The sequence below is a fragment of the Streptomyces sp. ML-6 genome (genome assembly GCF_030116705.1).
Classification (GTDB): domain Bacteria; phylum Actinomycetota; class Actinomycetes; order Streptomycetales; family Streptomycetaceae; genus Streptomyces.
The window spans coordinates 6,062,305-6,083,670 of record NZ_JAOTIK010000001.1 but is presented as its reverse complement, the minus strand read 5'-3'; the positions used below and the strand labels follow the sequence as shown (position 1 = coordinate 6,083,670).

Sequence of the window (21,366 nt, the reverse complement as noted above, 5' to 3'; positions counted from 1 at the left end):
GGTCAGGGCCCCGTGCGTACGGCGTCAGGAGGGAAGGGGGCTGCCGCTTCCCGTGCCGGGCTCCAGGGCGTCGAGCGCCCGGCGCAGCCCGGTCAGCTTGCGCTCCAGATGGGCGGCGGTGGCCACCGCCGCGGCGTCCGCGGACTCGTCGTCCAGTTGCTTGGAGAGCGCCTCGGCCTGTTCCTCGACGGCCGCGAGCCGCGCCGAGAGTTCGGCCAGCAGCCCGGCGGGCTCCCTGTCCTGGTCGTCCGCGCCGGTGTCGCCCTCCAACTGGAGCCGCAGCAGCGCCGCCTGTTCGCGCAGCTTGCAGTTCTTCGTGTACAGCTCGACGAAGACCGAGACCTTGGCCCGCAGCACCCACGGGTCGAACGGCTTCGAGATGTAGTCCACCGCGCCCGCCGCGTAACCCCGGAAGGTGTGGTGCGGGCCGTGGTTGATCGCGGTGAGAAAGATGATCGGGATGTCCCGGGTCCGCTCCCGCCGCTTGATGTGCGCGGCGGTCTCGAAACCGTCCATGCCCGGCATCTGGACGTCCAGCAGAATGACCGCGAAGTCGTCCGTGAGCAGCGCTTTGAGCGCTTCCTCCCCTGACGATGCCCGTACCAGTGTCTGATCGAGCGCAGAGAGGATGGCCTCCAGCGCCAGCAGATTCTCCGGCCGGTCATCGACCAGGAGGATCTTGGCCTTCTGCACCATGGCCCGTCCTCCTCGCCCCGGAATTGCACCGGGCGCCGCCCCAGGGGACGACTCCCTTGCGCCGTCCGTCCTTGTGCCGGTCATGGTAGCCGCACCCCGACCGTCGCCACACCCTGTCACCGCGATGTCACTGTGCACGCAGAAGAAACGCGGCGGGAGACCAGAAGGTTCCCCGCATGCCGCGTCCTCACACCCCTACGAGCACAACCGATCAACAACTCATCACATTTCTCTCCATCAACGATCACTCTTCTCGCATCCACTGCTCCATGACGGAAAGAAGATGATCGGGATCGACAGGCTTGGTGACGTAGTCGGAAGCACCGGATTCGATCGCCTTCTCCCGGTCCCCCTTCATCGCCTTCGCGGTCAGCGCGACGATCGGCAGCCCGGCGAACTGCGGCATCCGGCGGATCGCCGTTGTCGTGGCGTAACCGTCCATCTCCGGCATCATGATGTCCATCAGTACGACCGTCACATCGTCGTGCTGCTCCAGGACTTCGATGCCCACCCGCCCGTTCTCCGCGTAGAGCACCGTGAGGCCGTGCTGCTCCAGCACGCTGGTGAGCGCGAAGACGTTGCGGATGTCGTCGTCGACGATCAGCACCTTCTCGCCGCGGAACCGGAACGTCCTGCGGACCTCCGGCTCCTCCTGCCCGACGAGCGCCCACGGCTCCGGCTCGGCCGCCGGCGCGGCGGTCCGCGGCGGCAGGGCGGGGCGGCGCTCCCCGCCGCCCGCGCTCCTGCGGCGGTACGGCGCCACCCCGGCCGCGCCGGACGGCTCCGGCGCCGTGGTGGTCCGGTCCGGCCCGGAACCGATCTGCGGAAGCGCGCCCTCCGCGGCCTCGCCACCGGCCTCCCCGGCGTCTCCGGGACCGATCTGCGGGTATCCCTGCGACGGCAGCTCGGCCGGGTGCAGCGGCAGGTAGAGCGTGAACGTCGAACCGCGGCCCGGCTCGCTCGCCGCGTGGATCTCACCGCCCAGCAGCCGGGCGATCTCCCGGCTGATGGACAGCCCGAGCCCCGTACCGCCGTACTTGCGACTGGTCGTGCCGTCCGCCTGCTTGAACGCCTCGAAGATCACCAGCATCTTGCTGGCGGCGATCCCGATGCCCGTGTCGGTGACCGAGAAGGCGATCAGCCCGGCGTCCGCCTCGGTCAGCGAACCGGCTTCCAGGAGCTGCTCCCGGATCGCGTTGGGAACGTCCTGGTCGGCACGCCGGATCACCAGCTCGACCGCCCCGCTGTCGGTGAACTTCACCGCGTTGGACAGCAGGTTGCGCAGCACCTGCAACAGCCGCTGCTCGTCCGTGTTCAGCGTCGCGGGGAGCTCCGGCGAGACCCGTACGGAGAAGTCGAGCCCCTTCTCCGCGGTGAGCGGCCGGAAGGTCGCCTCCACATAGTCGACCAGCTGGACCAGCGCGATCCTGGTCGGGCTGACGTCCATCTTGCCCGCCTCGACCTTCGTCAGGTCGAGGATGTCGTTGATCAGCTGGAGCAGGTCCGAACCGGCCCCGTGGATCGTCTCGGCGAACTCCACCTGCTTCGGGGAGAGGTTCCCCTCGGCGTTGTCCGCGAGCAGCTTGGCCAGGATGAGCAGCGAGTTGAGCGGCGTGCGCAGTTCGTGCGACATGTTCGCCAGGAACTCGGACTTGTAGCGCATCGAGACGGCGAGCTGCTCGGCGCGCTCCTCCAGAACCTGCCGGGCCTCTTCGATCTCGGTGTTCTTGACCTCGATGTCGCGGTTCTGCCGGGCCAGCAGCTCGGCCTTCTCCTCCAGCTCGGCGTTGGACTCCTGGAGCGCCTTCTGCCGGTTCTCCAGCTCCTTCGACCGGTCCCGGAGCTGCTCGGCCAGCTTCTGCGACTGTTCGAGGAGCTTCTCGGTCTTCGTGTTGACGCTGATGGTGTTGACGCTCGTCGCGATCATCTCGGCGAGCTGGTTGAGGAAGTCCCGCTGGATGTGGGTGAACGGCTGGAACGACGCCAGCTCGATCACGCCGAGGACCTTCCCCTCGAAGAGCACCGGAAGCACGATCACATGGGCGGGCGGCGCCTCGCCGAGGCCGGAGGAGATCTTCAGGTACCCCGGCGGGACGTTGTCCACCTGGATGGTCCGCTTCTCCTCCGCGGCCGTGCCGATGAGCGTCTCACCGGGCCGGAAGGACGTCGGCATCGAGCCCGCCGAGTACCCGTAACTGCCCCTCATCCGCAGCTCGTACGCGTTGTCCTCGTCGCTGTCGACGCCCACCGCGTCGGTGTCGCCGGTGGGCATCGCCAGGAAGAACGCGCCGTGCTGCGCGGAGACGACCGGGGTCAGCTCGCTCATGATCAGCGAGGCCACGTCGTCGAGGTCGCGGCGCCCCTGCATCAGGCCGGAGATCCGGGCCAGGTTGCCCTTGAGCCAGTCCTGTTCCTTGTTGGTCGCCGTGGTGTCGCGCAGGTTGGCGATCATCGTGTTGATGTTGTCCTGCAGGGCCTGGATCTCGCCCGCCGAGTCCACGTCGATCTTCAGGTTGAGATCGCCCCGGGTCACCGCCGTGGCGACGGCCGCGATGGCCCGCACCTGACGGGTGAGGTTGCCGGCCATCTCGTTCACCGACTCGGTCAGGTCGCGCCAGGTGCCGTCGACGTCCCGGACCCGGGCCTGGCCGCCCAGCTGCCCCTCCGTGCCCACCTCACGGGCCACCCTGGTCACCTGCTCCGCGAACGAGGACAGCTGGTCGACCATCGTGTTGATGGTGTTCTTCAGCTCCAGGATCTCGCCGCGCGCATCGATGTCGATCTTCTTGGTGAGGTCGCCCTTGGCGATCGCCGTGGTGACCGCGGCGATCTGGCGCACCTGACCGGTCAGGTTGGACGCCATCGAGTTCACCGACTCGGTGAGGTCCTTCCACGTGCCGAAGACGCCCGACACCTGCGCCTGGCCGCCCAGCTCCCCCTCCGTTCCCACCTCACGGGCGACCCGCGTCACCTCGTCGGCGAACGAGGACAGCGTCTTCACCATCGTGTTGACGGTCTCGGCCAGTTCGGCGACCTCGCCGCGCGCCTCGACGGTGACCTTCTTCGTCAGGTCGCCGTTGGCCACCGCGGACGAGACCCGGGAGATGTTGCGCACCTGACTGGTCAGGTTGTTGGCCATCAGGTTGACGTTGTCGCTGAGGTCCTTCCAGATGCCGGTCGCGCCGCGCACCCGGGCCTGGCCGCCGAGGATGCCCTCCGTGCCCACCTCGCGGGCCACCCTGGTCACCTCGTCGGCGAAGTTGAGCAGCTGGTCGACCATCGTGTTGACGGTCGTGACCAGTTCGAGGATCTCGCCCTTGGCATCGACGGTGATCTTCTTGGAGAGGTCTCCGTTGGCGACCGCGGTGGTGACCTCGGCGATGTTGCGGACCTGAAGGGTCAGGTTGTTCGCCATGCCATTGACGGACTGGGTGAGGTCCTTCCACGTACCGGACACGCCCTGCACCTCGGCCTGGCCGCCGAGAATGCCCTCCGTGCCCACCTCGCGGGCCACCCTGGTGACCTGCTCGGCGAAGTTCGAGAGCTGGTCCACCATCGTGTTGAGGACGTTCTTGAGCTCCAGGATCTCGCCCCGGGCGTCCACGTCGATCTTCTGCGACAGGTCGCCCCGCGCCACCGCCGTGGCGACCTGCGCGATGTTGCGAACCTGGGCGGTGAGGTTGCCGGCCATGCCGTTCACGGAGTCGGTCAGATCGCGCCACACACCGGCCACGCCGGGCACCTGCGCCTGACCGCCGAGCCGCCCGTCGGTGCCCACCTCGCGGGCCACCCGGGTCACCTGCTCGGCGAAGGCGGACAGCTGGTCGACCATCGTGTTGATGGTGTTCTTGAGCTCCAGGATCTCGCCGCGCGCGTCCACGTCGATCTTCTGCGACAGGTCACCCTGCGCCACCGCCGTGGTCACCTGGGCGATCTGGCGCACCTGGGAGGTCAGGTTCCCCGCCATGAAGTTGACGGAGTCGGTGAGGTCCTTCCACGTACCGGAGACGCCGTCCACCTCGGCCTGACCGCCGAGCCGGCCCTCCGTGCCCACGTCGCGTGCCATCCGCGTCACCTGGTCGGCGAACGAGGACAGCTGCGCCACCATCGTGTTGACGGTGTTCTTCAGCTCCAGCATCTCGCCCGCGACATCGACGGTGACCTTCCGCGACAGATCGCCGTTGGCCACCGCGGTCGTCACCTGCGCGATGTCGCGCACCTGCCCGGTGAGGTTGCGGAACGCCGCGTTCACCGAGTCGGTGAGGTCCTTCCAGGTACCCGCCGCACCCGGCACCTCCGCCTGGCCCCCGAGCCGCCCCTCGATGCCGACCTCACGGGCCACCCGGGTCACTTCCGAACCGAAGGCCTGGAGCTGGTCGACCATCGTGTTGACGGTGTTCTTCAACTGGAGCATCTCGCCGGCCACGTCGACGGTGACCTTCCGCGACAGATCTCCGTTGGCCACCGCCGTGGTCACCTGCGCGATGTCGCGCACCTGGGTCGTCAGGTTCCGGAAGACCGTGTTCACCGAGTCGGTGAGGTCCTTCCAGGTGCCCGCCGCACCCGGCACCTTCGCCTGGCCCCCGAGCAGGCCCTCGCCGCCGACCTCGCTGGCCACCCGGGTCACCTCGTCGGCGAAGATCCGCAGCGTATCGGTCATCTGGTTGATGGTCTCGGCCAGCTGCGCGACCTCGCCGCGGGCACTCACCGTGACCTTCTGGGTCAGGTCGCCGTTGGCCACGGCCGTGGTGACCTCGGCGATCCCGCGCACCTGGGAGGTGAGGTTCCCGGCCATCGTGTTGACGGAGTCGGTGAGGTCCTTCCACACCCCGGCCACCCCGGGCACGGTCGCCTGCCCGCCCAGTTCGCCCTCCGTGCCCACCTCACGGGCGACCCGCGTCACCTCGGAGGAGAACGAGGACAGCTGGTCGACCATCGTGTTGACGGTGTTCTTCAGCTGGAGCATCTCGCCGGCCACATGGACGGTGACCTTCCGCGACAGGTCGCCCTTGGCCACCGCCGTCGTCACGAGAGCGATGTCCCGCACCTGCGCGGTCAGCCGGTACGCCATGGTGTTCACGGAGTCCGTGAGGTCCTTCCACGACCCGGACATCCCCCGCACCTGGGCCTGCCCGCCCAGCTTGCCCTCGGTGCCGACCTCGACCGCGACCCGCGTCACCTGCTCGGTGAACGCCGACAGCTGGTCGACCAGGCTGTTGACCGTACGGGCGACCTTGAGGAACTCGCCCCGCAGCGGCCGCACCGTCTCGTCGGCCGTGTGCGACCGCAGTTCCATCCGCTGCTCGAGATCACCGTCGGCCACCGCCGACAGCACCCGCCCGACCTCCGAGACCGGGCGGGCCAGATCGTCGACCAGGGCGTTGGAGGCGTCGATCGCGGCGGCCCAGGAGCCCTCGCAGGCACCGGTCTCCAGCCGTTCGGTGAGCTTCCCCTCGCGCCCCACCACCCGCCGCACCCGGGCCAGCTCGTTGGTGAGGTGGAGATTGCGGTCGGCGACCTCGTTGAAGACCGCCGCGATCTCCGCCATCGTGCCGTCGCCCGCTACGGTCAGACGCCTGCGGAAATTGCCGTCGCGCATCGCCACCAGGCCCGCCAACAGCCTGTTGAGCGCCGCCGCGTCGACGTCGATGGTTCCATTGCGCTGCTTCTTCACGGACTGTCCGCCTTTTGTGCGCGTGTTCGTTCCCCGCGCCGCCACGCCAGACTCCACCGTGTCCCTCCCGCAGGGGTTGACCGTATAGCTCGGGTCCTGTCTGGGAACTTGCCCAGTTCTTCTTCGGCTCATCGCCACTGCCCACCGTCGACGGGTGACCATGCGGACGTCAAATCGTTGAAACGTACCAGGCGCGATACGGGCGGGGGGCAACCTCCGGAGGCTGTCCCCCGTCCCTCTGGCCGAAAGCCCGCACTTGTCCGGTCACCTGTCCGTTCCTGCCCGGTCCTGTCCGAAGTCGGCCCTCGTGTACCCGGCACCGAGGCCGAGCGTCTAGCCTGGCAGGCGAATCGAAGCGGCAAGAAACGGGCACAGGACTCGGGGAAGCGACGAGACACCATATGGGGAGTGCTGTGATCACCGCGCGTGCGGCCGCCACCTTCGACCCGGTCGGGCGCTCCGTCGCGACCGCCCGTGCCTTCGTCCGGGACACCCTCCAGGGGTGGGGCTACGCGGATGTCGTCGACGACGCGGTCGTCCTCACCAGCGAGCTGGTGACCAACGCCGTGATCCACGCGGGCACCGCCGCGGACGTGCTGTGCCTGCGCACCGAGGACGGTGTCCGGATCGAGGTCTCCGACCACTATCCGGAACGCGAGATCCCGCTCCAGAGCACGGGGCCCTCCTTCGCCGGCCCGGACCGGGAGAATGGCCGCGGTCTGCTGCTCTGCGCGGCGCTCGCCACCCGGTGGGGCGTGGAGTACTCGCCCGCCCGCAAGCACGTCTGGTTCCAGCTCGACCTTCCCGAACGCCCGGTGGGCATCCGCTCCGCCGGTCCCCTGCTCCCCGTGGGCCTGCTCCCGGTCGCCGACGAGCGGGTCCGGGTCGCCGTCATCCAGATCGACAGCTCCGGCTCCATCGCGGCGTGGAACGAGGACGCCACGTTCCTCTTCGGCCACTCCGCGGACCAGGTCACCGGGAAGCAGCTCACCGACTTCACGGCCTGGCCCCAAACGCCCGGCACCAACACGGGCATCGTCGACGCCCTCCAGCTCTCGCGCTGGGAGGGCAGCTACGGGATCCGGGGCGCCGACGGACGTGTCGTCCCCGTCTACGCCTCGCACCTGCGGGTCCGCGACACCCACGGCGAGCCCTCCACCGTCTGTCTCCTGGTCCGCGACTACGAGCGCGCCGTGCTCCAGTCCCCGGCCCGCACGCCGGTGTCGGACGTGAACGTCGAGAGCGGAAAGACCGACCCGTTCGAGATCTTCATCGGCTCCCCCGCCCCGGACGACCTCGACGGCCTGCTCCAGCGCACGGTCGAGCGGGCGCGCGACATGCTGGACGCCGATTCGGCCTTCCTGCTGCTGGCCACGGACGACGAGACGGAGCTGGAGGTACGGGCCACCACGGGGCTGCCCTCGGCCCGCCAGCGTTTCGCCCGGGTGCCGGTGGAGGCCGGAACGGGCCGGTACGGCTCCGCCCGGATGCCCGCCGTCCACGAGGACCTCGACAACGTCCCGGGCGCGGTCCCCCTGCTCGACGCCACCGGAATGCGTTCCGTCGTCACCGTGCCGCTGAAGGTCGAGGGCCGGCTCACGGGCTCCCTGGGGGTCGCCGCCGAGGCCGCCGGCCGCTACTCGAACGAGGAGGCGCTGCGCCTCCAGTTCGCCGCCGACCGCATCGCGCTGGCCGTCGAGTCGGCCCGCCTGGGCGAGTTGGAACGTCTCCGCCGCGGTTCCCTGTCCTTCCTCGTCGAGGCGTCCGATCTGCTCGCCGGCACCCTCGACCGGGACCAGACCCTGGCACTGATGGCCCAGATGACGGTTCCCACACTGGCCACCTGGTGCGCTGTCTACACGATCGCCGACCAGGCGTCGGAGCCCCACCTCTCCTATGTGCTGCACGAAGACGAGGAACGCATCGACGGCCTCAAGGCCCTGCTCTCCAGGATCGCTCCCCCGGACCCCGTGCCGACTCCCGGCGCCCGCGTCTGGACGGCCCCCTCCGAGGCCGCCCACCAGGCGGCCATGCGCAGCTCGATGCGCACGCTGGGGCTCGGCGAGACCGGCAGGCTGGGCGAGCCGGGCGGGCTCGGTTCCGGCATCCGCATGACGCTGGCCACCGCGGCCGCGGTGGGCGGGGAGACGGTGGTCCTGCCCCTCGTCGCCCGCAACCGCGTCATCGGCATGCTCACGCTCGGGAAGCCCTCCGACGACCATTTCCGCCAGGAGATCCTGGAACTGGCCGAGGACCTGTCCCGGCGGGCCGCCCTCGCCCTCGACAACGCCCGCCTGTACTCGGAGCGCATGGCGATCAGCCAGTCCCTGCAGCGCAGCCTGCTGCCGCCGGGGCTGCCCGAGGTCCCCAACGTCGAGATCGAGGTCATCTACCGCGCGGCGGGCGAGGGCAACGAGGTCGGCGGCGACTTCTACGACGTCTTCCCGATCCGTGACGGCGCCTACGGCTTCGCCATCGGCGACGTCTGCGGCACGGGTCCGGAGGCCGCGGCCGTGACGGGCCTCGCCCGCCACGCCCTGCGCCTCCTCGCCCGCGAGGGCTTCGGCGGCCCCGCCGTCCTGGAGCGGCTGAACGCCGCCATCCTGGACGAGGGTTCCCGCAGCCGTTTCCTCACCCTTCTGTACGGCGAGTTGTGGCCCCAGGAGGACGGCAGCGCCCTCCTGAAGGTGGTCTGCGCGGGGCACCCGCTGCCGCTGCGCCTGCGCCAGGACGGCTCGGTCGAGTCGGCCGCCGAACCGCAGCCCCTGCTGGGCGTCATCGAGGATCTCGAACTGTACGAGCAGACGGTCACCCTCGCCCCGGGCGATGTCCTGCTGTGTGTGACGGACGGGGTCACGGAACGCCGCGAGGGTTCCCGCATGCTGGGCGACGACGGCCTGGCGGACGTCCTGGCCACGTGCACCGGTCTGACGGCGGGTGCGGTGGCGGCACGCATCCTGCGGGCGGTCGAGCGCTTCGCCGCCGAACCGGCCTCGGACGACATGGCCATCCTCGCCATGCGCGTCCCCGAACCCCCCACCGCCTGACTCCTCCCACCGGAAGGTCCCCCGTGGCTCGGCTCCTTGTCCGTACCGGCGTCAATCCCGACGAGCCCGACGTGTCCGTGGTGACGCTCCTCGTCGACCCTGCGGGCTCGCCCGGGGAACGTGCCGTCGCCCTGCTCGGCGGCCACTGCGTGGAGGGCGACGGCGCGTTCTTCCTGATGCGGACCGACGGCTGGGCGGAACACGCCCTGGACGGCGACCGCCTGACGGTCGCCGTCGCCGTGTATCCCTCCGTGCTGGGCCGGGCGGGGGCGGACGCTGCGGGCTTCGCGGAACGTTCGTCCGTGGACTCCGAGGCGGTTGTCGTGCTGCGCGAGGAGACCGTGGTCGCCCCGGAGCTCTTCGCCCGGCTGGCGCCCATGATGGCCGTGTACACCGCGGACCGGGACCGTACGCACGAGACCGTGCCGGCCTCCGACGACGACTGGCCGGTCCTGCTGGGGCTTTTCCCTCAATGAGTCATTCCATGCGAAAGGCCCCCGCCTGATGGCGGGGGCCTTTCGTTTTCCAGAGCCCCAATGCGGAATCGAACCGCAGACCTTCTCCTTACCATGGAGACGCTCTACCGACTGAGCTATTGGGGCCTGCTGCGCTGTGCAACGAGATAAAGCATACCCCGAACTCGGGGATGCTCAAAACCACTGACCGCAGTCGCCTCTGACGGGTTCTCAACGGGCGTCACCACGGCCTCGCACCGCTCCGTACGACACGGGCTCCGCAGCCCAGGCAGCCCAGCGGCCGGCCCCAAACCGGGCCCAACCGCACGGGTGATGACGCGAGGTAAGCCCTGGTATCTGGATGGTGAACGCAGGAAGGCCCCGCACCATCAGGTGCGGGGCCTTCCCGGAAAAACTGTTCGGCGGCGTCCTACTCTCCCACAGGGTCCCCCCTGCAGTACCATCGGCGCTGAAAGGCTTAGCTTCCGGGTTCGGAATGTAACCGGGCGTTTCCCTAACGCAATGACCACCGAAACACTATGGAATTACTGAACCACCGGTGACAACACAGCCGTTCGTTATTCCAGAACAACACAGTGGACGCGAGCAACTGAGGACAAGCCCTCGGCCTATTAGTACCAGTCAGCTCCACCCGTCACCGGGCTTCCACATCTGGCCTATCAACCCAGTCGTCTGCTGGGAGCCTTAACCCCTCAAGAGGGCGGGAATACTCATCTCGAAGCAGGCTTCCCGCTTAGATGCTTTCAGCGGTTATCCCTCCCGAACGTAGCCAACCAGCCATGCCCTTGGCAGGACAACTGGCACACCAGAGGTTCGTCCGTCCCGGTCCTCTCGTACTAGGGACAGCCCTTCTCAATATTCCTACGCGCACAGCGGATAGGGACCGAACTGTCTCACGACGTTCTAAACCCAGCTCGCGTACCGCTTTAATGGGCGAACAGCCCAACCCTTGGGACCGACTCCAGCCCCAGGATGCGACGAGCCGACATCGAGGTGCCAAACCATCCCGTCGATATGGACTCTTGGGGAAGATCAGCCTGTTATCCCCGGGGTACCTTTTATCCGTTGAGCGACAGCGCTTCCACAAGCCACTGCCGGATCACTAGTCCCGACTTTCGTCCCTGCTCGACCCGTCGGTCTCACAGTCAAGCTCCCTTGTGCACTTACACTCAACACCTGATTGCCAACCAGGCTGAGGGAACCTTTGGGCGCCTCCGTTACCCTTTAGGAGGCAACCGCCCCAGTTAAACTACCCATCAGACACTGTCCCTGATCCGGATCACGGACCCAGGTTAGACATCCAGCACGACCAGAGTGGTATTTCAACGACGACTCCACAACCACTGGCGTGGCCGCTTCACAGTCTCCCACCTATCCTACACAAGCCGAACCGAACACCAATATCAAACTGTAGTAAAGGTCCCGGGGTCTTTCCGTCCTGCTGCGCGAAACGAGCATCTTTACTCGTAGTGCAATTTCACCGGGCCTATGGTTGAGACAGTCGAGAAGTCGTTACGCCATTCGTGCAGGTCGGAACTTACCCGACAAGGAATTTCGCTACCTTAGGATGGTTATAGTTACCACCGCCGTTTACTGGCGCTTAAGTTCTCAGCTTCGCCGACCCGAAAGTCGGCTAACCGGTCCCCTTAACGTTCCAGCACCGGGCAGGCGTCAGTCCGTATACATCGCCTTACGGCTTCGCACGGACCTGTGTTTTTAGTAAACAGTCGCTTCTCGCTGGTCTCTGCGGCCACCCCCAGCTCACGGAGCAAGTCCGGTCACCGGGCGCGGCCCCCCTTCTCCCGAAGTTACGGGGGCATTTTGCCGAGTTCCTTAACCATAGTTCACCCGAACGCCTCGGTATTCTCTACCTGACCACCTGAGTCGGTTTAGGGTACGGGCCGCCATGAAACTCGCTAGAGGCTTTTCTCGACAGCATAGGATCATCCACTTCACCACAATCGGCTCGGCATCAGGTCTCAGACTGTGTGCACGACGGATTTGCCTACCGTGCGTCCTACACCCTTACCCCGGGACAACCACCGCCCGGGCTGGACTACCTTCCTGCGTCACCCCATCGCTTACCTACTACAAGTCTGGTTCGTCGGCTCCACCACTACCCTCAACTCCGAAGAGATCGGGCCGGCTTCACGGACTTAGCATCGCCTGATTCAGTACTGGGCGTTTCAAAGCGGGTACCGGAATATCAACCGGTTGTCCATCGACTACGCCTGTCGGCCTCGCCTTAGGTCCCGACTTACCCTGGGCAGATCAGCTTGACCCAGGAACCCTTAGTCAATCGGCGCACACGTTTCTCACGTGTGTATCGCTACTCATGCCTGCATTCTCACTCGTGAACCGTCCACAACTACCTTCCGGTGCTGCTTCACCCGGCACACGACGCTCCCCTACCCATCCCGGCGCCCGTTGGGGCTTCATGCCGGAATGACACGACTTCGGCGGTACGCTTGAGCCCCGCTACATTGTCGGCGCGGAATCACTTGACCAGTGAGCTATTACGCACTCTTTCAAGGATGGCTGCTTCTAAGCCAACCTCCTGGTTGTCTCTGCGACTCCACATCCTTTCCCACTTAGCGTACGCTTAGGGGCCTTAGTCGATGCTCTGGGCTGTTTCCCTCTCGACCATGGAGCTTATCCCCCACAGTCTCACTGCCGCGCTCTCACTTACCGGCATTCGGAGTTTGGCTAAGGTCAGTAACCCGGTAGGGCCCATCGCCTATCCAGTGCTCTACCTCCGGCAAGAAACACACGACGCTGCACCTAAATGCATTTCGGGGAGAACCAGCTATCACGGAGTTTGATTGGCCTTTCACCCCTAACCACAGGTCATCCCCCAGGTTTTCAACCCTGGTGGGTTCGGTCCTCCACGAAGTCTTACCTCCGCTTCAACCTGCCCATGGCTAGATCACTCCGCTTCGGGTCTTGAGCGTGCTACTGAACCGCCCTGTTCGGACTCGCTTTCGCTACGGCTTCCCCACACGGGTTAACCTCGCAACACACCGCAAACTCGCAGGCTCATTCTTCAAAAGGCACGCAGTCACGACTGCATGTGCAAGCACACACAGCGACGCTCCCACGGCTTGTAGGCACACGGTTTCAGGTACTATTTCACTCCGCTCCCGCGGTACTTTTCACCATTCCCTCACGGTACTATCCGCTATCGGTCACCAGGGAATATTTAGGCTTGACGGGTGGTCCCGCCAGATTCACACGGGATTTCTCGGGCCCCGTGCTACTTGGGTGTCTCTCAGGCAAGCCGCTGACATTTCGGCTACGGGGGTCTTACCCTCTGCGCCGGACCTTTCGCATGTCCTTCGCCTACATCAACGGTTTCTGACTCACCTCACGGCCGGCAGACCGTGAAAGAGAGATCCCACAACCCCGCATGCGCAACCCCTGCCGGGTATCACACGCATACGGTTTGGCCTCATCCGGTTTCGCTCGCCACTACTCCCGGAATCACGGTTGTTTTCTCTTCCTGAGGGTACTGAGATGTTTCACTTCCCCTCGTTCCCTCCACACTGCCTATGTGTTCAGCAGCGGGTGACAGCCCATGACGACTGCCGGGTTTCCCCATTCGGACACCCCCGGATCACAGCTCGGTTGACAGCTCCCCGGGGCCTATCGCGGCCTCCCACGTCCTTCATCGGTTCCTGGTGCCAAGGCATCCACCGTGCGCCCTTAAAAACTTGGCCACAGATGCTCGCGTCCACTGTGCAGTTCTCAAACAACGACCAGCCACCCACCACCCCGCTCCGAAGAAGCAGGTTCACTGGGGCCGGCGACTGAGGCGACCAAACGGCCGTACCCTCAGACACCCAACAACGTGCCCGACACGACCGATCACTGACTCACGTTCCACGCCGAAGCAGTACTGATGAACAACAAACCGTCGTGCCGAATAGTCAACGTTCCACCCATGAGCAACCAGCACCGGACACTCGCCGGTGTACTGGCCCCTGACCGGACCGAAGCCCGGTGAGAAGTGCTCCTTAGAAAGGAGGTGATCCAGCCGCACCTTCCGGTACGGCTACCTTGTTACGACTTCGTCCCAATCGCCAGTCCCACCTTCGACAGCTCCCTCCCACAAGGGGTTGGGCCACCGGCTTCGGGTGTTACCGACTTTCGTGACGTGACGGGCGGTGTGTACAAGGCCCGGGAACGTATTCACCGCAGCAATGCTGATCTGCGATTACTAGCAACTCCGACTTCATGGGGTCGAGTTGCAGACCCCAATCCGAACTGAGACCGGCTTTTTGAGATTCGCTCCGCCTCGCGGCATCGCAGCTCATTGTACCGGCCATTGTAGCACGTGTGCAGCCCAAGACATAAGGGGCATGATGACTTGACGTCGTCCCCACCTTCCTCCGAGTTGACCCCGGCAGTCTCCTGTGAGTCCCCATCACCCCGAAGGGCATGCTGGCAACACAGAACAAGGGTTGCGCTCGTTGCGGGACTTAACCCAACATCTCACGACACGAGCTGACGACAGCCATGCACCACCTGTACACCGACCACAAGGGGGGCACCATCTCTGGCGCTTTCCGGTGTATGTCAAGCCTTGGTAAGGTTCTTCGCGTTGCGTCGAATTAAGCCACATGCTCCGCTGCTTGTGCGGGCCCCCGTCAATTCCTTTGAGTTTTAGCCTTGCGGCCGTACTCCCCAGGCGGGGAACTTAATGCGTTAGCTGCGGCACCGACGACGTGGAATGTCGCCAACACCTAGTTCCCAACGTTTACGGCGTGGACTACCAGGGTATCTAATCCTGTTCGCTCCCCACGCTTTCGCTCCTCAGCGTCAGTAATGGCCCAGAGATCCGCCTTCGCCACCGGTGTTCCTCCTGATATCTGCGCATTTCACCGCTACACCAGGAATTCCGATCTCCCCTACCACACTCTAGCCTGCCCGTATCGACTGCAGACCCGGGGTTAAGCCCCGGGCTTTCACAACCGACGCGACAAGCCGCCTACGAGCTCTTTACGCCCAATAATTCCGGACAACGCTTGCGCCCTACGTATTACCGCGGCTGCTGGCACGTAGTTAGCCGGCGCTTCTTCTGCAGGTACCGTCACTTGCGCTTCTTCCCTGCTGAAAGAGGTTTACAACCCGAAGGCCGTCATCCCTCACGCGGCGTCGCTGCATCAGGCTTGCGCCCATTGTGCAATATTCCCCACTGCTGCCTCCCGTAGGAGTCTGGGCCGTGTCTCAGTCCCAGTGTGGCCGGTCGCCCTCTCAGGCCGGCTACCCGTCGTCGCCTTGGTGGGCCATCACCCCACCAACAAGCTGATAGGCCGCGGGCTCATCCTTCACCGCCGGAGCTTTCAACCCCGTCCCATGCGGGACGGAGTGGTATCCGGTATTAGACCCCGTTTCCAGGGCTTGTCCCGGAGTGAAGGGCAGATTGCCCACGTGTTACTCACCCGTTCGCCACTAATCCACCGCCGAAGCGGCTTCATCGTTCGACTTGCATGTGTTAAGCACGCCGCCAGCGTTCGTCCTGAGCCAGGATCAAACTCTCCGTGAATGTTTTCCCGTGATCGGGACAACACGACACGAGAGCGGGACCACCGGTCGGAATAGGACCGGTCGTCCACAGCGTCCTCGCTGTGCAATTGCCCGCCGGAACCCGAAGGATCCCGCAGGACTTTCAAAGGAACCTCCAACCTGCTAGGCAGGCCGGGGTATCAACATATCTGGCGTTGACTTTTGGCACGCTGTTGAGTTCTCAAGGAACGGACGCTTCCTTCGTACTCACCCTCGCAGGCTTTCCTCCGGGCTTTTCCCTCCGGTCTTGCGTCTCCGACTCTACCAGACCCTTCCGGACCCGATTCCCAGTCAGCGGGATTCGCCTTCCGGGATTCCCGCTTCCGCGTTCTCCCTTTCCGGCGGTTCCGACTCTACCAGAACTCTTTTTCCGTTCCGTTCCCGGACCGGATTCCGAATTCCTGGCGACCGCCGGAGTGGTCTTTTTGCCTTTCGGCGGGCCCGACTTTATCAGAAGTTCTGAGTCGGATTTTCCGCCCCTCCGGCACGCCCGCAGCACATGGCTGTGCGCGGCGTTTCCCGGTCAGGTGGAGCCGTAAACGTACTGGAGCGGGGCCCCCGATGCAAATCGGGGGCCCCGCTCCGGAGTTCACGCTGCCCGGGTCGGGCGGTGGGTCAGACCTCGACGACGACCGGAAGGATCATCGGGCGTCGACGGTAGGTGTCGGAAACCCACTTGCCCACCGTGCGGCGGACCAACTGCTGGACCTGGTGGGGCTCCAGCACACCGTCCTGGGCGGACTTGTTGATCGCCTCCTCGATCTTCGGCACGACGGAGACGAACGCCGAGTCGTCGATGCCGGAACCGCGGGCGTGGATGTCCGGGCCGCCCGTGATCTTGCCGGAGGTGCTGTCGACCACGATGAAGACGGAGATGATGCCCTCTTCGCCGAGGATGCGGCGGTCCTTGAGCGAGGTCTCGGTGACATCGCCGACCGAGAGGCCGTCGACGTAGACGTAACCCGCCTGGACCTTGCCGACGATCTTGGCCCGGCCGTCGACGAGGTCGACGACGACGCCGTCCTCGGCGATGACGATGTGGTCCTTCGGCACACCGGTGAGCGCGCCCAGTTCGGCGTTGGCCCGCAGGTGGCGCCACTCGCCGTGGACCGGCATCAGGTTCTTCGGCTTGCAGATGTTGTAGAAGTACAGCAGCTCGCCGGCCGAGGCGTGGCCCGAGACGTGGACCTTGGCGTTGCCCTTGTGGACGACGTTGGCGCCCCAGCGGGTCAGGCCGTTGATCACGCGGTAGACCGCGTTCTCGTTGCCCGGGATCAGGGACGACGCCAGGATCACCGTGTCGCCCTGGACGATCCGGATCTGGTGGTCACGGTTGGCCATGCGGGACAGGGCCGCCATCGGCTCGCCCTGGGAGCCCGTGCAGACCAGCACGACCTCGTCGTCCGGCAGGTCGTCGAGGGTCCTGACATCGACGATCAGTCCCGCGGGAACGTTCAGATAGCCGAGATCGCGGGCGATGCCCATGTTCCGGACCATCGACCGGCCGACGAAGGCCACCCGGCGGCCGTACTCGTGCGCCGCGTCGAGGATCTGCTGGATGCGGTGCACATGGCTGGCGAAGCTCGCCACGATGATGCGCTTCTGCGCATGGGCGAAGACCGTGCGCAGGACGTTGGAGATGTCCCGCTCGGGCGGTACGAAGCCGGGAACCTCCGCGTTCGTCGAGTCGGCGAGAAGAAGGTCGATGCCCTCCTCGCTCAGCCGGGCGAAAGCGTGCAGGTCGGTGAGGCGGCCGTCCAGCGGGAGCTGGTCCATCTTGAAGTCGCCGGTGGCGACGGCCAGGCCCGCGGGGGTGCGGATGGCGACCGCGAGGGCGTCCGGGATGGAGTGGTTGACCGCGATGAATTCGCAGTCGAAGACGCCGATGCGCTCGCGCTGCCCCTCCTCGACCTCGAGGGTGTACGGGCGGATGCGGTGCTCCTGGAGCTTCGCCTCGATCAGCGCGAGGGTCAGCTTGGAGCCGATGAGAGGGATGTCCGGCTTCAGGCGCAGCAGGTACGGGACGCCACCGATGTGGTCCTCGTGGCCGTGCGTGAGGACGATGCCCTCGATGTCGTCGAGACGGTCCCGGATCGTGGTGAAGTCCGGCAGGATCAGGTCGATCCCGGGCTGCTCCTCCTCGGGGAAGAGGACTCCGCAGTCGACGACGAGCAGGCGGCCGCCGTATTCGAAGACCGTCATGTTGCGGCCGATTTCGCCGAGGCCGCCGAGCGGGGTGACGCGGAGGCCGCCCTTCGGGAGCTTCGGCGGGGTGCCGAGTTCGGGGTGCGGATGACTCAAAAGACTCTCCTTACCACGCGCGCCACGTACCGCTTGGGCACGTGGCGCGCATGTCATTCGTGCACTTGCTGTTGTCTGTTTTTCGCTCTTGTTTTTTCGCTCTTGCGAGTGTTCTTCGCGTATTCAGTTGTGAAGTCTGTGTTTAGAGCTCTACCCCGCCGGCTGCGAGATCGATCTTGAGCTGGGCCGTTTCCTGCTCGGTGAGCTCGACCAGGGGGAGGCGCAGCGGACCGGCGGGGAGGCCCTGGAGGGCCAGCGCGGCCTTGGTCGTGATCACGCCCTGGGTGCGGAACATGCCGGTGAAGACGGGCAGGAGCTTCTGGTGGATCTCCGTGGCCTTCTGGACGTCGCCGCCGAGGTACGCCTCGATGAGGGCGCGCAGGTCGGGGGTGACGACGTGGCCGACGACGGAGACGAAGCCGACGGCGCCGACCGAGAGCAGCGGCAGGTTCAGCATGTCGTCGCCGGAGTACCAGGCGAGGCCGGAGCGGGAGATCGCCCAGCTCGCGCGGCCGAGGTCGCCCTTGGCGTCCTTGTTGGCGACGATGCGCGGGTGCTCGGCGAGGCGGACCATCGTCTCGGTGTTGATCGGCACACCGCTGCGGCCGGGGATGTCGTAGAGCATCACCGGCAGGCCAGTGGCGTCCGCGATGGCCGTGAAGTGGCGGAAGAGGCCCTCCTGCGGCGGCTTGTTGTAGTACGGCGTCACCGCGAGGAGGCCGTGGGCGCCGGCGCGTTCGGCCGCGCGGGCGAGTTCGACGCTGTGCCGGGTGTCATTGGTGCCGATGCCGGCGACGATGTGGGCCCGGTCGCCCACGGCTTCCAGTACCGCTCGTACGAGCTGGTCTTTCTCCGCGTCGCTGGTGGTCGGGGACTCGCCGGTGGTGCCGTTGATGATCAGGCCGTCATTGCCTGCGTCCACCAGATGGGCGGCGAGCCGCTGGGCGCCGTCGAGGTCGAGTGCGCCGTCCGCCGTGAAGGGCGTGACCATGGCGGTGAGGACCCTCCCGAAGGGGGTCTGCGGAGTGGAGATCGGAGCCATGGGTAACACGCTACTCGCTGCTCAGCGCCCAATGCCCCCTCGGGGGGACAAGCGATAGGAGCCCGGCACTGCCTGCTCGGGGGTTCAGGCAGTGCCGGGTCCGTTTGATCAGCCTAGATGAACTTCACGAAACGTCGCAATACGGACACCGCTTACGGGGCGACGCGTCCGTTCTTGTTGAAGGCTGCATGGGTGAGCGGCATCAGCCGGGCCCAGTGCTCCTCCATCTGCTGGCCGACCATCTCGATCTCCCGCTGCGGGAAGGACGGCACCTTCGCCAGCTCGTGCTGGGTGCGCAGGCCGAGGAAGTGCATCAGCGAGCGGGCGTTGCACGTGGCGTACATCGAGGAGAAGAGGCCGACGGGAAGCACCGAGCGGGCCACCTCACGGGCCACTCCCGCGTCGAGCATTTCCTGGTACGCCTCGTACGCCCGGCGGTACGAGTCCTCCATGACGCGGCCGGTGAGCTCCTGCTGGGCCGGGGTGCCCTCGACGAACTCGTACTTGCCGGGGCGGCCCTGCTGGACCAGCTTGCGGGACGCGTCCGGGACGTAGAAGACCGGCTGGAGCTCCCGGTAGCGGCCCGACTCCTCGTTGTACGACCAGCCGACGCGGTGCCGCATGAACTCGCGGAACACGAAGATCGGGGCGCTGATGAAGAAGGTCATCGAGTTGTGCTCGAACGGGCTGCCGTGCCGGTCGCGCATCAGGAAGTTGATGAGGCCCTTGGAACGCTCGGGGTCCTTGGCGACCTCCTCCAGGGACTGCTCGCCGGCCGTGGACACGCGGGCGGCGAACAGGACGTCGGAGTCGCCCGCCGCGTGTTTCACCAGCTCGACGGTGACATCGCTGCGGAAGCTGGGCTTTGCGGGCTCGGGGGTCTCGGTCACCGGCGGGGTCCTTCCAGTTGCGTCGCTCGGGCGGCGCCCACTCTACGGGCCGCCACCGACAACCAGGACCGGAAGGTCCGTCCGGGGATTTCTTCGACGAATTCGGCGATTCGGGGCACCGATCGAGCCCTTCGCACGTCTGACTCAATAGCAGCATCCGAAACAGAGTTCAAGGAGAGCTTCCTCATGTTCCGCCGGCGTGAATCCGTCCCGTTCTCGTTCGTGGCCGAGGCCGACCGATTCCGCAGCAACGTCACCCCGCCCCCGCGGGAGCGCGCCAGCGTCTCCCAGCTGGCCGGCCGGTCCCTCGTCGGGCTGACGGTCGTCGCCGGTCTCGTGGGCTCGCTGATCCTCGGCCTGCCCGCGCTCAGCCCCACCCAGAGCCCCTCGCACGCCGAGCAGACCGAGGCCTCCCAGGGGCGCTGACCCGTACAGGCCCCCTGAAGTGGTCGGGGCACGGCCTCCTCGGTAGCCTCACCGGGCACAGCAATCGAGCGTGCTTGTGAGTGAGGATCAGTCGTGCCCCTGCCCTTCCTGACGGCCGACCGCGCGTTTGACGCGAGCGCTGAGGACACCGCGCTTCCGTTCGACGACCACGACAGTTGGCGGCGCCCGTACCGTCCCGGCCCCTGGCGGGTCGCGGCCGGAGCGGGCCTGTTGCTGCTCGCGTCCTTCGTGCTGTTCGCCGGGATGATCATCGCGTTCGCCGGGGCCCTGTCGGGCACCGTCGTGTGCCTGGGGGTGGCTCTCGCGATCATCGCCTGTGCCCTGCGGTTGCTCCGGATGGGCGCCTGGGTCAGTCGGCACGGCGTGCGTCGGGTGGGTTTCCTCTCGACCACGACCGTGCCGTGGAACCGGATCGACGAGATCCGCACGGTGCAGCAGCCGGTGCGGTGGCTCGGGTTCCCGCGCACGGTGCAGGGCCAGGCGCTGGTCCTCGTGCGTCAGGGGGGCGAGCCGATGGAGCCGCTGCTCACCGACAACAACGCGGACTTCCTGAGCCGGGGCGAGGCGTTCGACCGGGCGGCGGACACCCTGGAGGCGTGGGGGGACGAGTACCGCCGGGTCTGACACGAGGGTGTGTCGACGCCGAAGCCGTCCGGGAGCTGTTCGCCGGACGGCTTCGGTCTTTTCCGCGGCTGCTCGCCACGTCCGCTCTCCGGGTGCCCGGCCCGGACGGGCCCGGGGCCGTCCCGACCGGCCCCGGAGCCCCGGTCAGGACGTACCGGACCCGGCGGATCCGGCGTGCAGGGCGATCGCCCGCTGCATGGCCTTCCGGGCCCGAGGGGTGTCCCTGGCGTCCTGGTACGCGACGGCCAGGCGGAACCAGCAGCGCCAGTCGTCCGGGGAGTCCTCGGTCTCCTCGCGGCGGCGGGTGAAGACGGCGTCGGCCGAGTCGCGGTCGATCCGGCCGGACGGCGTACGGACCAGTTCGTCGACCGGCAGGCCGCCCTCCGCGTCGAGTTCCGCCGCCAGCGCGTTGGCCCGTGCCACGAACTGGGTGTTCTTCCAGAGGAACCAGACCCCGATCACCGGCAGGATCAGCACCGCGACCCCGAAGGCGACCGTCAGCAGGGTGCCGTGCTCGATGAGCATCACGCCGCGGCTGCCGACCAGGACGAAGTAGAAGACCAGGACGGCGGCGGTGACGAAGTAAGTGATCTTTGCGCGCATG

General features: G+C 66.4%; 10 protein-coding genes, 1 tRNA gene and 3 rRNA genes. 4 read left to right on the top strand and 10 right to left on the bottom strand.

Annotation, left to right across the window (positions count from 1 at the left end; genetic code table 11):
- Positions 1-24: 24 nt before the first annotated feature.
- Positions 25-696 carry a response regulator gene (locus OCT49_RS26965; protein ID WP_148839729.1) on the bottom strand — a complete coding sequence of 224 codons (672 nt, stop codon included), beginning with the start codon at positions 694-696 and terminating at the stop codon, positions 25-27.
- A 244-nt stretch (positions 697-940) separates the two neighbouring features.
- A complete protein-coding gene (locus tag OCT49_RS26960) occupies positions 941-6,370 on the bottom strand; it encodes a HAMP domain-containing hybrid sensor histidine kinase/response regulator (protein ID WP_283854382.1) in 5,430 nt (1,809 codons plus the stop codon).
- Between the two features lie 413 nt (positions 6,371-6,783).
- Here OCT49_RS26960 and OCT49_RS26955 point away from each other — a divergent pair, with 413 nt between their 5' ends.
- Positions 6,784-9,417 (top strand): SpoIIE family protein phosphatase, encoded by a 2,634-nt coding sequence (locus OCT49_RS26955; RefSeq protein ID WP_283854381.1) that lies wholly within the window; start codon positions 6,784-6,786, stop codon positions 9,415-9,417.
- 23 nt (positions 9,418-9,440) lie between these two features.
- On the top strand, positions 9,441-9,893 hold the full coding sequence (locus OCT49_RS26950; RefSeq protein WP_283854380.1) for a hypothetical protein: 453 nt from the start codon (positions 9,441-9,443) through the stop codon (positions 9,891-9,893).
- A gap of 53 nt (positions 9,894-9,946) precedes the next feature.
- Here the strand turns inward: OCT49_RS26950 and OCT49_RS26945 are convergent.
- From OCT49_RS26945 to thyX, 7 genes are all read right to left on the bottom strand, one after another.
- Positions 9,947-10,019 (bottom strand) — tRNA-Thr (locus OCT49_RS26945).
- Positions 10,020-10,289: 270 nt separating this feature from the next.
- A 5S ribosomal RNA gene (gene rrf / locus OCT49_RS26940) occupies positions 10,290-10,406 on the bottom strand.
- 78 nt (positions 10,407-10,484) lie between these two features.
- A 23S ribosomal RNA gene (locus OCT49_RS26935) occupies positions 10,485-13,609 on the bottom strand.
- A 301-nt stretch (positions 13,610-13,910) separates the two neighbouring features.
- Positions 13,911-15,438 (bottom strand): 16S ribosomal RNA (locus OCT49_RS26930).
- Together the 16S, 23S and 5S rRNA genes with 1 tRNA gene alongside form the textbook arrangement of a ribosomal RNA operon.
- A gap of 635 nt (positions 15,439-16,073) precedes the next feature.
- Complete coding sequence (locus tag OCT49_RS26925) at positions 16,074-17,759, bottom strand: ribonuclease J (protein ID WP_283854379.1); 1,686 nt, start codon at positions 17,757-17,759, stop codon at positions 16,074-16,076.
- Between the two features lie 142 nt (positions 17,760-17,901).
- Positions 17,902-18,801 carry a 4-hydroxy-tetrahydrodipicolinate synthase gene (gene dapA / locus OCT49_RS26920; protein WP_283854378.1) on the bottom strand — a complete coding sequence of 300 codons (900 nt, stop codon included), beginning with the start codon at positions 18,799-18,801 and terminating at the stop codon, positions 17,902-17,904.
- Between the two features lie 152 nt (positions 18,802-18,953).
- Entirely contained in the window at positions 18,954-19,691 is a 738-nt protein-coding gene (gene thyX, locus OCT49_RS26915; RefSeq protein WP_283854377.1) for an FAD-dependent thymidylate synthase, read from the bottom strand.
- A gap of 186 nt (positions 19,692-19,877) precedes the next feature.
- Between thyX and OCT49_RS26910 the strand changes: the two genes are divergently transcribed.
- Both OCT49_RS26910 and OCT49_RS26905 read left to right on the top strand, forming a co-directional pair.
- Positions 19,878-20,117, top strand: a complete 240-nt coding sequence (locus tag OCT49_RS26910) for a hypothetical protein (protein WP_283854376.1) — start codon at positions 19,878-19,880, stop codon at positions 20,115-20,117.
- Between the two features lie 93 nt (positions 20,118-20,210).
- The gene (locus OCT49_RS26905) at positions 20,211-20,762 is read left to right on the top strand and encodes an SCO5741 family PH domain-containing membrane protein (RefSeq protein WP_283854375.1); all 552 of its coding nucleotides are present in this window, start codon (positions 20,211-20,213) and stop codon (positions 20,760-20,762) included.
- Positions 20,763-20,906: 144 nt separating this feature from the next.
- Here OCT49_RS26905 and OCT49_RS26900 read toward each other — a convergent pair whose 3' ends face one another.
- A complete protein-coding gene (locus OCT49_RS26900) occupies positions 20,907-21,365 on the bottom strand; it encodes a tetratricopeptide repeat protein (RefSeq protein WP_283854374.1) in 459 nt (152 codons plus the stop codon).
- Position 21,366 lies beyond the last annotated feature (1 nt).

What these genes read in the sequence shown, in the direction of transcription:
- dapA (WP_283854378.1), bottom strand. Translation starts at nt 18,801, where the DNA reads ATGGCTCCGATCTCCACTCCGCAGACCCCCTTCGGGAGGGTCCTCACC.
- OCT49_RS26900 (WP_283854374.1), bottom strand. Translation starts at nt 21,365, where the DNA reads ATGCGCGCAAAGATCACTTACTTCGTCACCGCCGCCGTCCTGGTCTTC.
- OCT49_RS26910 (WP_283854376.1), top strand. Translation starts at nt 19,878, where the DNA reads ATGTTCCGCCGGCGTGAATCCGTCCCGTTCTCGTTCGTGGCCGAGGCC.
- OCT49_RS26965 (WP_148839729.1), bottom strand. Translation starts at nt 696, where the DNA reads ATGGTGCAGAAGGCCAAGATCCTCCTGGTCGATGACCGGCCGGAGAAT.